The sequence below is a fragment of the Cytobacillus firmus genome (genome assembly GCF_023657595.1).
GTDB lineage: Bacteria > Bacillota > Bacilli > Bacillales > Cytobacillaceae > Cytobacillus > Cytobacillus firmus_B.
The window spans coordinates 911,775-926,518 of the sequence record NZ_CP098323.1 but is presented as its reverse complement, the minus strand read 5'-3'; the positions used below and the strand labels follow the sequence as shown (position 1 = coordinate 926,518).

Here is a 14,744-nt window from a genome sequence, read left to right as displayed (position 1 = left end):
TTATTCTGATGCCGGCACTCCAAGTTCAGGTGCTTTTCTATGACTCGTAGCCTGTTCAAAGGCATAAGCAAGTTTGATCAGGAGCGGCTCACTATAGGCAAGTCCTGTAAATGTAATGCCCACCGGCTCTCCTTCCGGGGTATACCCGGCCGGTACTGTGATGGATGGATATCCCGCTTTTGCCGGGATGCCTGCTCCATAATTATTCGGGAACACGATGGCATCCAGATTATGCTCCTGAATTACATAGTCAATGCCCTGCTCCCCGGAAAAATATATATCCTTCTCAAGTGCTGATATATAGGCCATTTCCGTTAAATCTCCGCTTGTTTCCTCCGCTTCAATCAGAATGGATTGACCGTATTTCAAGCACTTTTCACTGTTTTTTTCATTAAATTTAATGACATCGGACAGGGTGCGAATATGAATGTGCGGGGCGACAGTCCGCAGATAGGCATTCACATCCGCTTTAAATTCATAAGTCAGGACGTCATAGCTCCACTCAGTTTTTGTGGAAGGAATCACTATTTCATCGACCACCTCTGCCCCCAGTTCATTTAACTGGGCTACAGCTTGATTCATAACGGCGAGCTTCTCAGAACTTAAGTAGTCAAAATAGGTCTCTCTGGCAATGCCGATTCGTGCGCCATGCAGTCCATTTTCATCAAGGAAAGCGGTAAAATCCTTCCCCTGCAGATCCTGATTTGTCAGGGTAACCGGATCATTTTCATCAGAGACTGCCAGTACGTTCAATAATAATGCTGCATCCTTTACCGTTCTTGCCATAGGCCCGGCAGTGTCCTGGCTATGGGCAATTGGAATAATTCCGGTTCGGCTGACAAGTCCCACTGTCGGCTTTATTCCAACGAGAGAATTCTGGCTGGCAGGACTTAGTATGGAGCCTGATGTCTCCGTTCCAATGGCTGCAGCTGCAAAATTAGCGGCAATAGCGGCACCGGATCCTGCGCTCGAACCTCCTACATCAAATTTCCCAGGCCCATAAGGATTTAAGGTCTGTCCGCCCCGTGAGCTGTATCCGCTCGGCATCCCTTCTGTCATAAAATTGGCCCATTCTGTCATATTCGTTTTTCCGATAATGACGGCTCCCGCTTTTCTTAATTGAAAAGCCACAAATGAATCACTTTGTGCATAGTGATCCTTCAAAGCAAGTGACCCGGCAGTTGTCTGCATCTTGTCTCCTGTATCGATATTATCCTTTAACAATATAGGTATTCCATGAAGAGGGCTGCGCGGCCCCTTCTTTTCTCTTTCCGCATCAAGAGCAGCTGCAATATGCAGTGCATCCGGATTGAGTTCCAAAACAGAATGAATGCTTTGATCCAGCTGACCAATTCGGTTCATATACATTAATACAATTTCTTTGGAGGTGATTTCCCCATTCTGCATTTTTTCCTGCAGTTCTTCTATCGTGGCTTCAAGCAAATAATCATCATGAAAATTCTTTAGCCTTGGATTCTCCATCATTGATTTTCCCCTTATTCTTTAGTGAAATAAAGTTCCACTTACTAATTCGCTTAGAAAAGGAGAAATTCCTTTTTATAAAAAAATGCCCGGCACCAATTGATATAGGTGCCCGGCACTTTATTTTTAAACGATTTGGCCGCCGCGCATGACTTTCTTTTCGGCAGTGAGGCCCAGTTCTTTCGCCATTTTTTTAAGTTCTCGCTCTTCTCTTTCAGTGACGAGAGAAATAACGGTTCCGCCTGCGCCGAATCTTCCTGTTCTTCCCGAGCGGTGGACATATTGATTCATATCCTTCGGGAAGTCAAAATGTACGACATGGGTGACTCCCTTGATGTCCAGTCCTCTTGCCGCAACATCTGTGGCAATCAGCATATTCGTTTTGCCCGTGCGGAAGTTCTTGATGGCTTTCTGCCTGTCAAATTTGCTCAGGTCGCTGTGCAGAGTGCTTGAAGAGATATTTTTAAAATCAAGCTTTTCGGCCATTACCGTGAGGTTGCCGATATCCTTGACAAATACCAGTGCCTTTATATCTTCAAGCCTTGAGACCTTTTCGAGCATTTTGATTTTGTCCCGCGCTTCTGCCACAAAATAAATATGGTCCACACCTGCAGCCTGAATGGTTTCATCCTTCTCGACACGAATGACTTCAGCATCAGCTGTCAGTTCTTTTGCAAGCTGCTCAACAACCGGCGGCAGTGTCGCTGAAAACAGCAGGACCTGGCGTTCTTTAAGTGTAGATTTAACAATGTTTTGAACCGTCTGAGTGTGTTCCTTAACGAGAAGCTGATCACCTTCATCCAGGACAATGGTTTTCACTTCATGCATTTTCAGCTTTTTTTGTTTAATCAGCTCCAGCACCCGTCCCGGCGTTCCTAAAGCAATGTGCGGATGCTTCTTTAATTTTTCAAGCTGCCTTTTCACATTAGCTCCGCCGATAAAAGAAGCTGCCTTAATTCCGCTGCCTTCAGCCCATTTTTGGATCTCGCTTAATATCTGCATCACAAGCTCCTGTGAAGAGGCTAAAATGACAGCCTGTACCGCCTGTTTATCCGGATCAATTTTTTCCAGGACCGGCAGCAGGTAAGCAAGTGTCTTGCCTGTTCCAGTCGGAGACTCGGCAATAATATCCCTGCCTTCCAAAGCCGGAGGAACCGCTTCTGCCTGAATGGTCGTCGGCTGAGTAAACGCAGACTTTTTCCATGCCTCCAGGATAAATGGTTTCATATTTTCAATAAAAAATTGTGTCATATGTTACTCCTTTAACTTTATTGCGTGTAATCAGATAAATTATTTTTAGTATAGCCGAAAAATCGGAAAAAACTAGTATCGGTAATGATACTAGCTTATAGGCAGGAAGTTGTCCACCCTTAACAGGAAAAGGCACGAAGCCATTTCTGGCATCCGTGCCTTAATACTTACTTATGAATCCATACAGCTCCGGCAGAGTTGTCCTTGGCTTCACCGACCACTTGGAATTTCAAGCCATGTTCAGGAACAATTCGTCCTGCATCAGGAATCAGACTGTTGATGTACTTGTTGGAATCATCAAAAACTGAAATTCCTTTAAGGCCAGGGTAGTCATAATCCCCGCGGGTTGGAGAACTTACTTCCCATGCTGGTGCTTTGTCCAAGGAGAACGCAGCATCCGCAATCTGATATCTTGTGCTTTGAGATACTGTTTCTTTGCCATCTAACAGACCGGTAATGGCTTCCGGATGTGAATCCACCACTCCAAGAAAACCTTCTCCCGGATGAACACCAACCCAGTTGTCTGTGTGGCTGTCATCAGCATACCAAACAACTAAACCAGTGTTGTATTTTACACCTCTTGATTGGGCAAGGGCTGTATCGGAGCCTGCGTAATTTCTCCACTCAAGGTAATAATGGTTCTTCGCAAAGCTGATTCCGTTGGAAACAATGAATCCGTCAAGTGCCATCTGAGAGGCGCCTTCAGCATCGTCTGAGAAAATCACATTTCCATCAGCTGTTACAGTGATTTCATCCATCGCAAATCCGTCCAATGCTAAGCCGCCATCTGTTACATATTCGAATGTCAGGCTAACTTTTTTACCGGCAAATCCGCTTAAGTCATATTCCTTATCCACCCATTGTCCTTTTGAAGATTCTGCACGGGCATCGCCGTCTGTATCTTCATCACCAATTGTATCAATTACTGTTTCTGTGCCATCGGATGTTGCAGTAACTGTCAGATAATCATAATCAAACTCAATATCATAATAAACTTTCGCATTGAAGACAGCTTCTTTGGCAGTTGTTAAGTCGAATTCAGGCGTCGTCAAAGTGGTATGAAGGTCATCACCTTTCGTGCTGTAGTAATATTTCTCTCCAAACGCAGGTTCAATTCCCTTCACTTCTTTTTCAGGAAGATTTACTTTTACAATGCCCGGGTTTTTAGATTTGGTTACACTTTGGTCAATAACTGTTGCCAAACCTTTTTTATCAATATCTTCATAATTTACTTCCATAATATTGGCCCAGTTTCCGCCCATTCCTTTTTGGAAAAATTCTTTGTTTTGCGGTGAGAAGCTGGTTGGCTCTGTACCAGCTATTTTGCCGTTCCAGCTGCCTCCGCTCATGATGGACCAGGAAGCAACCGGCTCACCTTGACCGGTGTATTGCGTATCATACTCGTCCGGCAATCCTAAATCATGTCCGAACTCATGGGCAAACACCCCGACAGCTCCATCTTCAGGCTGAATCGTATAATCAAATGCCCCCATTTTTCCGCCCCAATAATCTACCTTGGCAGTTGTATTCGGAACTGCAAATACTCCGCCAAGCGTCCAGCGGTGAGACCAGATGGCATCATCACCGAGCGCACCTCCGCCAGCTTCCTGTCCTGTACCAGCGTGGATAATCATTAGATGGTCAACCAATCCATCAGGCTCGTTAAGGTTTCCATCTCCATCTAAATCATATAGATCAAATTCATCGTATTCTGAAAGATCCATCCCAGCGTCTACAGCTGCTTTTAAAGCCTCTTTTACTAAGTCGCGAGGTCCTAGAGGAGATAAATTGTCATGGCCTCCGTTAGGGTTATCATCACCATAATCGCCCGCTTTTCCAGGGACCGTCAGCCATTCGGACACAGTGCCGTCCACCGTGTAGCTGCCTCCGGACTGCTCTTCATAGAATTGCTTAAATGTTTTTACTTTGTCTCCATTAAATAACTCAAATTCAGTATCGCCAAACATCAGTTTTTCATAGTGCTCTTTGCTGAAATCATCAGCGTACATGTAGCCCTCTTCCTGTGTTACATTGTTATGCTTGAAATCTTCAAATTCAGTTAAAAGCACAAGCACTTTGTCTGTTCTGACATCACCATTGTAGTTTGCTTCTTTGGCCGGATCTACTTTTACATATCCGTCCGGTTTTCCCTTTTTAAAGTTTTTATGACCTTTATTCAGCTGCTTTGACAGCTTGTCTTTTTGATTGGTTAAAAAATCTTTTGTTTTTTTGTCAAACTCATCCTTATGGTCATGGCTACCTTTTGTACTTCCAGGCTGCTTTTCACCTTGTTTTTCATTTATGTAATCCTTTACTGCCTTTTCTATTTCTTTGGAGGAAGCATCCTTTTTAATCAATCCTCTTTCTTTTAAAGCCTTTCCGAGGCGGTCTTCATTCACAATGTTTAAATCAATCGGTGCAGAAAGTTCCTCTGCTGAAGCTTTGGAAGGAGCTGCTGTTGTCCCGGCAAAAGATCCCGCAAATAGTGCAGCTGCCATCATTGTGCTGGCTGTAATGGAAGATACAACCTTAAAAGGTTTATTCTTATTACTCATCTTATAGCCTCCTATTTAGTTTTTCTGAATTTTCGAAGTGCGAGATTAATTCTATCAAACTAACATAAAGTTTTTAATAGTCTAACAATACTGTTATTTTAATATTTTGATAACATTTTAGTAGGTAATTGTGTTCACTTTTTTCAGCGCAAAAAAATAACTGGGTATTAATGCTTATTCAGGGGGATAAAAAAGAGAGCATCAGACTGCTCTGATGCCCCCATACTTTTATTTATTCAATTTGGTAATTCTTCCTTCAACCACTGGATTTACTTCTTTCTGTTCTTTGATGTAGTTGAGTAAAGCATCAAGGTCGACGATATCCACAGTGCGGTTCTTGCCGTTTAACAGGGCGCTGTAACCATCTCCCCCATCAGCCATATAATTGTTTACTGTCACAGAATATTCTTGTTCTGCAGTGATTGGCGTTCCATCGGTCTTTACTAAAGAAACGATGCGATCTCCAGCAGCTCTCGAAGAATCATACGCCACCTTTAAACCGGAAACATGCATAATTCTTTCTTTTGAACCCCACTGCTGTTCAAAAAGTTCTTTAATCTGCGCACCGGTCAATGTCAATGTCACAAGGTCATTTCCGAAAGGCTGTACTGTAAAAGCTTCTTTCCACGTAATATCTCCCGCATCAATGCCTGCACGGACGCCGCCTGAGTTCATGAAGGCAAAGTCAGTATTGGTCTGTGCAATCATGGAGTCTGCAATCAGGTTCCCCATCGGAGACTCTCCGTCAGCATTTACATCCCTCGGAATACCAGTTGAAGTATGGCCGATAACCTCATTTAAAATTGGAGCTGCATCAGCAACATAAGCATCCAGCATTTCCTTGATTACAGCATCTGGTTCAATATCACGTGCAGCGTTTACGATTTCAGCTTTTTTAGCAACAATATCTCCGGAAACCGGATCAATTGTTAAATCTACATCAGAGAAAGCTGTACCATATGAATAGGATTGAACAAGCAATTTTCCGTCTACTACAGTGTTTGTGTACTTATGATTGTGCCCGCCGAACATCACATCCACTTCATCATCAACCGCATTTGCAATTTCTGCGAGTTCTTCCTGAGGATTAGCCCCATCCAAATCAGACACTGCAGGATTGTGAGTAATGACCACAATCGATTTAACGCCCTGCTCCTTCAGCTCTGCCGTGTACTTGTTGATCGCTTCCGCTTCGTCTGTGAATTCTACTCCAGCTGTTCCGCTTGGCGTTACGATTCCAGGAGTATCGGAATAGGCAATGCCAATAAAGCCGATAGGCACTCCATTTACTTCTTTAATAACATATGGATCAAGGATTGGTTCCTTTGTTGTTTCATCGACTACATTTGCTGCAACATACGGAAAGTCTGCTCCTTCAAACTCACCATACTTTTCCACCGTTTTAGGATGGGCACCGCCATTGATGAGACGGAGCATTTCATCTACCCCTTCATCGAATTCATGGTTTCCGACTGTACCTATATCAAAACCGATCTCATTAAGCATATTAATGGTTGGCTCGTCCTGAAGAAGGGCAGAAACAGGGGAGCTCGCCCCGACTGCATCACCGGCATGCAGCATGATTGTATTGGGGTTCGCTGCTTCTCGCTGTTTTAAATGTGCAGCTAAATATTCGACTCCGCCCGCATTCAAGCCGGCATTAAATGTATCAAGCTGGCCATGGAAATCATTGATTCCCAAAAGCTGGACTTCAAAAGGCTTTGGCTCCGGAAATTGAAGCGAATACTTCGAAAAGCCATTGCCTGCTTCACCGGCGTAGCCGATTCCGCTGCCTTCAGCAATTGCATTCTTTGCATCCGGTGAAGATTCAAACGTTACATTTACTTCACCGGCAACCGGTGCAAATGACCAATTGGCATCTGCAGAAGGATCGATGGTTTGTTCTTCACGGATATAATCAATGATTGCCTGGCGGTTTTCATCCGGATAAAGCTCTACTGCTGTGTTGTTTCTGACTCCAGGGAAAGTGCCGCTGGCCCGATAATTATTTGTTACAACGATGAATTCCTGATCTGGATCAATAGGTGCTCCGTTATACTGAAGATTTTTGATTCTGTTTGCATCAGCATTAATCTGCTTGCCATCCTTATCATACTTAGCAGGTTCTGTTACATCGATCTCATATGTCACACCATCGATTACATCATAGTTATAAGTAGGGAAATCATTATTAATGAGAGACTGTTCTCCTGCTTCATTTTCTTTTATCTGATTGAACTGCCCTGCAGACATTTCAAGCCATTCTTTCACATCTGCACCTTTAATTTTTACCGTAGCGACTGTATTGGGATACAAATATAGATCAGCTACATTTTTGATGGCGATTGTGCCTTCAGGGATATATGTGTAATAGCTCGCCCCGTTGCGGCCGCCTGCTTTAAAAGGGGCTCCCGCTGAAAGCACGGGTGTATTTTCATCCAGTGTTCCTATTAATTGCTTCTCGATATACCACTTTTGTGCATTCGTTACAATTTGAATGGAAGGATCATCTTTTACAAGTGCAAAATAGCTGTGGATATCCGCTGTTGTTTCCCCGACAGGCTGGCGGACATAATTCACGGTTCCTTCATGCTCTTCCTTTACAGCTTTCAAAATAGCAGGATCTGCATCTGCCAGGCTTTCCTTGACGGTCGCGCCGGATTCATTTTTATAGCTTCTGAAAATAGACCTTAAAGATGACTGGGAATCCTTAACCTGCCACTTGCCCTTTACCTTGGCAATGGTCAGGTCCATAACGCCAAGCTGGTTGCCCCAGCTGCCCGGCATGATGAACGGCACCCCGTTGACCGTTCCCTTTTCTGTATCTACTCCAGGAAGATCGGTGAAATCTCCCGGAAAATTCTTATGGTTGTGTCCGGAAATGACCGCATCAATGCCTTCAACATTTGTTAAGTCGTAGGCTGCATTCTCTTCCATTTCAGCATATGCTGCATCCCCCATGCCGGAGTGTGCAAGCGCAATGATAATGTCCGCACCTTCTTCTTTCATTTTAGGAATATTAGCTTCTACTGATTTTACAATGTCTTTTGTGATGATTTTTCCATCAAGATTGGCTTTGTCCCATTGTGTAATCTGCGGAGTCACAGCACCGATAACCCCAACCTTAATAACCTGGTTTCTGCCTTTTTCATCAACCACTTTTTTCTTGATGATTTTATATGGCTTAAAATAATTTTTATCATTTTCCGGATTTAGATCGTGGTCATCTTTGTAGACATTGGCATTCACATAAGGAAATGGCGCATCATCCAGGACCTCATCCAGATAATCGAGCCCATAATTGAATTCATGGTTTCCTACCGTAGCGGCATCATAATCTAATAGTTCCATAGCCTTGAAAACAGGGTGCACTTCCCCATCCTCAAGCTTATCTACTTTTGCTTTATAATCGCCAAGCGGATTTCCCTGGATTAAGTCGCCGTTGTCAAATAATAATGTATTCTTTGCTTCTTTTCTTGCCTGTTTAATTAAGGTAGCTGTTTTAGCCAGTCCAAATTCAATGGTTTCTGCATCTTTATAGTAATCATAGTTATAAAGGTGTGTGTGTATATCCGTTGTTCCCAGTATCCGAAGGCTTACTTCATGGCTGAATTGATGTTCAGGTTTCCCTGTATGATCAGGCTTTGCTGCCATTACAGAATCATATGAAACAGGAGCTGCCAAGACAGATAGGGACATAGTTGCAGCAAGAATTGTTTTACCTAATTTGCGCGCAGGATTTTTCAAATGGATACATCTCCTCGATATTAGTAGATTAGGATGATAACATTCATAATTCTATCTATTTTTAGACTTATTTGAGAATGAGTAAATAGGAGCGTTTCGTGTGGCGATTTATTAATTTTTTGTAAAAATCAGTTTCTAAATACCTAAAAAAAAAAACAGCACCCTCAAAGGATGCTGCATCATTTTAACTAGTTATTATAATAGAGATTAATAATTCCTATCTCCGCCCTCAGCCTTTTCCTTCAGCTCATTTGCAAGAAGGGACAGGCTTTCGGTTGTATGATTAATTTCCTGAATGGACTGAACAATGCTGTCGAGGTCTGTTTTATTGCGGCCGAACATGTCCAGATACTGTTTCATTTCCATTTTCACGGTAACAAGCCCGCCTTTAACCTGCTGAATCTGAGCTTGTGATTCTTTTGTTGAGAGATTCATGGAGTTCATCGTATCAGCCAGCACGCTGATTTGATTGTCGCTTTTTTCGATTTGTTCCTTGATATGGCTGCTCATCTTCTTAGAGTTTTCTGCAAGCTTTCTCACTTCGGTTGCCACTACAGCAAATCCACGTCCTTCATCACCCGCCCGGGCTGCCTCAATAGATGCATTCAGTGCCAGCAGGTTCGTCTGATCGGCAATATCCTCAATCCCTTTTGTCATCGTGATAATTTGCTCAGAGATTCCTTTTAATGCTTCAATTCCGCTTATAGACTTCTCCACATCCTGAAGGACTTTATTGAAAGCATGAACCATCTCACCCATTTGTGTTTGGTTGAGGTTAGTCAGGTTCAGCAGATTTTTGCTGCTTTTTTGCGTTGTTTCGGTTTCCCTGCGGATTTGATCAGCTTTTAAGCTTGTCTCATTGATCGAAGCTTCCGTTTGCTGGACCGAGGCTGCTACTTCCTGGCTGATAGAATTTAATTCTTTCTGCAGATGGGCATTTGAAGCATTTAATTCATTGAGTTCATTCATTCTGGCCTGCAGATAATTTTCGACAACCAGCTGGGAATCCAGATTGATGATATGTGTAAGAGCCAGCAATGCGTTCGTCAGCTTATCAGGATCCTGGTGCAGTTCTGCGACGACCTTAGGCACCAATAATGAATTAATGGCAGAATATGTGGCCAGAAACCACTCAACTGGAAGACCAGCGCCGTTATGGGTATTGCCAATCCTCGTTCTCATCGCGAAGTATTCATCATCCAGATTGCCGCTTAATAAGCTCTGGAAATAACGGACATATACGCCATAAAGCCTATCCCTGCTTGTATTATTATCTGCAATTCTCTTTAATGGCGACTGTTTATAAAGATGATCCAGAACTTTCTGAAGCAATTCATCCAGCAGGGGTGAAATCACCGGGTTCAGGTCCTGAAGTGTCTCAAGATGCTTCTTTGAAAAGCCCATATACCACAATCGTTCAGTAATACGCTGATCTTTTACTTCAACTGTTTCCTCTACTCCTGGAAAGTTCATTTCCGGCTGAAAAAATGAAGATGGATTCCTCTTTTTTAACTGAAATAGCATAGTCGTGTCCCTCCGGCTCTTAGCCAATTTGTACATATTTTGTATATATTATGTATAATTAATAGGTAATTAGCAACTATTAACACTTAATTTATATCGGGTCAATAGTCCTGAATACAAAAAGAGGATGCACATTAAATGTACATCCCCCGAAATTCTTTTATTCTGCCGGCTGCTCTATAGGGATAATTAAGTTCACAATGGTCCCTTTTCCCACTTCACTCTCAAATATGATCTTCGCCTCGTGTTCATCCATAACCTGCTTGGTAACCATCAGTCCTAAACCGGTGCCATCCGGCTTCGTTGTATAAAATGGATCCACGACCCGTTCCATATTTTCTGCATCTATCCCGCAGCCTTCATCTTTAATGCTGATCAAAACCTGTTCACCCTCCGCCAATTTGGCCGAAATCACGATTGTGCCGCCTTCTGTCATAGATTCCATCGCATTTTTGATCAGATTAATAAAAGCCTGTTTCAGCATATGCTCGTCACATTGAACTTTAGGAAGGGATTTCAGATTCTCTGTTTCGAAACGGATATTCTGATTGGCTGCCTGTTCTTTAATGATTGAGAGGACGTAGTGAATCACTGCATTCAGTTCAACCCTTTTAAACATAGGCAGCCTTGGTTTGCTCAGGATCATAAGGTCATCAGCAATCAGATTAATGCGGTCGATTTCCTCAATCATCATTTTATATCGATCCCTATCTTCAAGGTGCTTTTCCATCTGCAGCTGAGTAAACCCTCGTAATGCTGCTAAAGGATTTCTCACTTCGTGGCCCACTGCCGAAGCCATCTGCCCAACAGCAGCCAGCTTTTCCGTCTGGCGGAGTTCCTGGAAAACATGTGTCAGCGAGTTAATATATGAATAGAAGCGGTTCAGCAGAACATATGAAACACTTGAAAAGATGATCAAAAGCACGATTGGCACCATTACCTTCTGGCTGCTCAGTATCAAACCAGCCAGAAGATACTTCGCAACCATACCTCCGGTTACAATCCAAAAATAGCGCTTATTCACAAAAATTGGCGCAAAAATAATAAATAGAAGTTCTACTGCGCTTCCGCTCTGGAATTCCTTCGATTCTCCAAAATAAATCAGCATGCTGCTGCTAAAATCAATCATGGAAAAACCTGCAAAAAATAAGTATTTTACGAGAAAAGGCCGTTTCGTCCTGATAAAATAAAGCCCAAACGGCAAAAGACCGATAATAGCCAGATAATAGCCCCAACCGAGTCCTCCATCCGGGAGCCCGGCAGTGCCGCCTGTATTAAGTGGAAGCAGATAATAATAAAATAAATCATAAAGCGTTAAAATAATATAAAACAGCCAGATAAAAAGGGTGACTGCTTTTGTTTCTTCTTTTATCAAAGTATCTTGATTAAAGCCTTTCATTTTCATGCTCCTTGGTTAACTCTTTTAATAGTATGCCTTTAGCACTATTATATACGTTTGTGTCGAAACATGTATATTATGTTATATTCTTAAACTTCAAAAAACCGGCCAAGGTATTTCCTGGCCGGTTTGTGTATAATAGCTAAGGTTTTAAGATGACTTTGATGCAGTCATCTTCATGGTCATTAAAAATCTTATATGCACGATCTGCTTCTTGGAGGGGAATTTGATGAGTTATGATCGACTTTGGATCAAATTCCTTGTTCGTGATCTTTTCGAACAGCTCAGGCATGTAGTGAACAACAGGGGCTTGTCCCATTTTAATGGTAATATTTCTCGAGAAAAATTCCTCCAGCGGGAACATATTATAAGTCAGCCCGTAGACACCTGTCAGCTGGACAGTTCCAAATTTACGGACGGCTTTTGTTGCAATTTGAATCGGGCCAAGCGTTCCTCCCTGCAGCTTCAGCTTCTGTTCGATTTTTTCAACTGCGGATTTCTTTCCATCCATGCCCACACAATCAATGACCACATCAGCTCCACCCTGGGTGATTTCTTTCAGATAAGCTCCCATGTCATCATATTTAGTGAAGTCATAGACCTCTACATCATTGGTGAGTTTGGCATGGTTCAGACGGTAATCAAGATGATCGACCGCTATTACCCGCTTAGCACCTTTCATCCAGGCAAATTTCTGGGTCATTAACCCGATGGGACCGCAGCCGAGGACGACGACTGTATCTCCCGCTTTTACACCTGAATGCTCCACACTCCAATAAGCTGTCGGCAGCACATCTGATAAAAAGAGCAGTGACTCATCCTCCAGCTCGCATGATTCCGGTATGACAAAGGGCATAAAATTGCCAAATGGCACCTTCAAAAACTCTGCCTGGCCGCCCGGGTGATTTCCATATTTCTCTGTATAGCCAAAATAGCCGCCTGAATCATTATGCGGGTTCGAATTATCACATTGGCTCTCCATATCATGCTGACAGTAGAAGCAATGCCCGCATGACACATTAAATGGAATAACCACCCTGTCGCCTTTTTTGACCCGTGTCACATCAGGGCCTGTCTCCTCAACGATTCCCATCGGTTCATGCCCGATAATATACCCGGGCCGCAACGGCATGTTTCCCTGATATAAATGAAGGTCCGATCCGCAAATGGCTGTTGACGTGATTCGGACAATCACATCATCTCTTTTTTCAATTCTGGGATCCTCCACATTTTTCACTTGAATATCTTTTGCTCCCTGGTAAGTTACAGCTCTCATGCTTCACACTCCTTTATTGACTTAATAGGCTATACCCTCCTCCGTGCTCAAATAACTCCATTTATATCCAATTTATAAGTTGAAATATTTACCTTAAAAGTTAAATTTCTTTTAATTTAGAAAAATAGTACAAAAGACCAGTTTAACTATTCTGAATTTTGTAAATATAATAGAGTCACAGCTTTTCCGGCTGTGGACAATACATATTTTGAGAGGAGATTTTGGATGAAGAAAAAAAGAATAATTGGATCAGCGGTATTAAGTGTCGCAATGGGGCTTTCTGTATTTGCATCAGGGGCATTTGGCCAGCAGGTTGAGAGCAATGAAACCTACCGGGTCGTTATTCAGGGACCAAGTGCGGAAAAGGCAAAGGCAAAATCGAACTACGGAGTACGGTGGGATTTTGGACAGAAAGGTTTTACTACAACAGTCAATGCTAAACAGTATCAGGCACTTTTAAAAAATAAAAACTTAAAGATTGATAGAGTAGATGAAGTTAAGAATGCACCTGTGACAGCTGCAAAACCTGGATCGGGGGCTGCATCAGCTCCGGCAGACGGTACACCTTGGGGAATTGAGGCCATTTATAATGACAGCTCCATCCAAAGCACTTCAGGCGGAAATGGGGTAAAAGTTGCCGTGCTGGACACAGGGGTAAATACAGCGCATGCTGACCTTGCTGGACAAGCTGAACAGTGTAAAGACTTTACACAAAGAAAGACACCTTTAATTGACGGAAGCTGCGGAGACAAGAACGGACACGGCACACATGTTGCGGGTACTGTACTGGCTCATGGCGGCGCTAACGGACAAGGCGTTTATGGGGTGGCTCCAGACGCAGATCTCTGGGCATATAAGGTATTAAATGACAGAGGATCAGGGTATTCTGATGACATCGCCGGAGCTATTAAGCATGCGGCCGATGAAGCGGTCCGCACAGGATCTAAAGTGGTCATTTCCATGTCATTAGGTTCAAGCTCTAAAAGCACATTGATTGCAGATGCAGTTGATTACGCATACAGCAAAGGTGTCCTGGTAGTGGCTGCTGCCGGAAATGATGGTCCTGCCGATAACACGATTGGCTATCCTGGCGCATTGGTGAATGCTGTTGCAGTGGCGGCTCTTGAAAATGTTCAGCAAAATGGATCCTACCGTGTTGCAGATTTTTCATCACGGGGCAATCCTGCAACTGATGGCGACTTCGTGATTCAGGAGCGTGATGTTGAGGTGTCTGCACCAGGCAGAGCGATTGAATCCACATGGTATGATGGCAGCTACAGCACAATCAGCGGCACATCCATGGCTACTCCCCACGTATCCGGATTGGCTGCTAAGATCTGGGCCCAGAATCCATCCATGTCCCATACACAGCTTCGCGCCGAGCTTCAGAACCGCGCCAAGCAAAATGATATTCTTGGCGGAACAGGAGCTGCCGCTGGAGATGATTATGCATCAGGCTTTGGCTTCCCGCGTGTAAAGTAAGAGAATAATAGAAAAGCTTGGACATTTA

The 14,744-nt window shown here is 43.3% G+C and carries 8 protein-coding genes; 1 reads left to right on the top strand and 7 read right to left on the bottom strand.

Features of this window, described 5'->3' with window-relative positions:
* The 7 genes from NAF01_RS04885 to NAF01_RS04855 form a co-directional block, all read right to left on the bottom strand.
* The gene (locus NAF01_RS04885) at positions 1-1,482 is read right to left on the bottom strand and encodes an amidase family protein (protein ID WP_250802422.1); all 1,482 of its coding nucleotides are present in this window, start codon (positions 1,480-1,482) and stop codon (positions 1-3) included.
* Positions 1,483-1,608: 126 nt separating this feature from the next.
* On the bottom strand, positions 1,609-2,733 hold the full coding sequence (locus NAF01_RS04880; RefSeq protein ID WP_163140094.1) for a DEAD/DEAH box helicase: 1,125 nt from the start codon (positions 2,731-2,733) through the stop codon (positions 1,609-1,611).
* Positions 2,734-2,900: 167 nt separating this feature from the next.
* Positions 2,901-5,288 (bottom strand): immune inhibitor A domain-containing protein, encoded by a 2,388-nt coding sequence (locus tag NAF01_RS04875; protein WP_250801909.1) that lies wholly within the window; start codon positions 5,286-5,288, stop codon positions 2,901-2,903.
* Between the two features lie 228 nt (positions 5,289-5,516).
* The gene (locus tag NAF01_RS04870; protein ID WP_250801908.1) at positions 5,517-9,035 is read right to left on the bottom strand and encodes a bifunctional 2',3'-cyclic-nucleotide 2'-phosphodiesterase/3'-nucleotidase; all 3,519 of its coding nucleotides are present in this window, start codon (positions 9,033-9,035) and stop codon (positions 5,517-5,519) included.
* A gap of 207 nt (positions 9,036-9,242) precedes the next feature.
* The gene (locus tag NAF01_RS04865) at positions 9,243-10,559 is read right to left on the bottom strand and encodes a globin-coupled sensor protein (protein ID WP_250801907.1); all 1,317 of its coding nucleotides are present in this window, start codon (positions 10,557-10,559) and stop codon (positions 9,243-9,245) included.
* Positions 10,560-10,719: 160 nt separating this feature from the next.
* Positions 10,720-11,958 carry an ATP-binding protein gene (locus tag NAF01_RS04860; protein ID WP_227888929.1) on the bottom strand — a complete coding sequence of 413 codons (1,239 nt, stop codon included), beginning with the start codon at positions 11,956-11,958 and terminating at the stop codon, positions 10,720-10,722.
* A 142-nt stretch (positions 11,959-12,100) separates the two neighbouring features.
* Positions 12,101-13,234: a zinc-dependent alcohol dehydrogenase gene (locus NAF01_RS04855; protein ID WP_048010592.1), complete on the bottom strand. Its 1,134-nt coding sequence runs from the start codon at positions 13,232-13,234 to the stop codon at positions 12,101-12,103.
* 225 nt (positions 13,235-13,459) lie between these two features.
* Here NAF01_RS04855 and NAF01_RS04850 point away from each other — a divergent pair, with 225 nt between their 5' ends.
* A complete protein-coding gene (locus NAF01_RS04850) occupies positions 13,460-14,716 on the top strand; it encodes a S8 family peptidase (RefSeq protein WP_163140082.1) in 1,257 nt (418 codons plus the stop codon).
* The last annotated feature ends 28 nt before the right edge of the window (positions 14,717-14,744 follow it).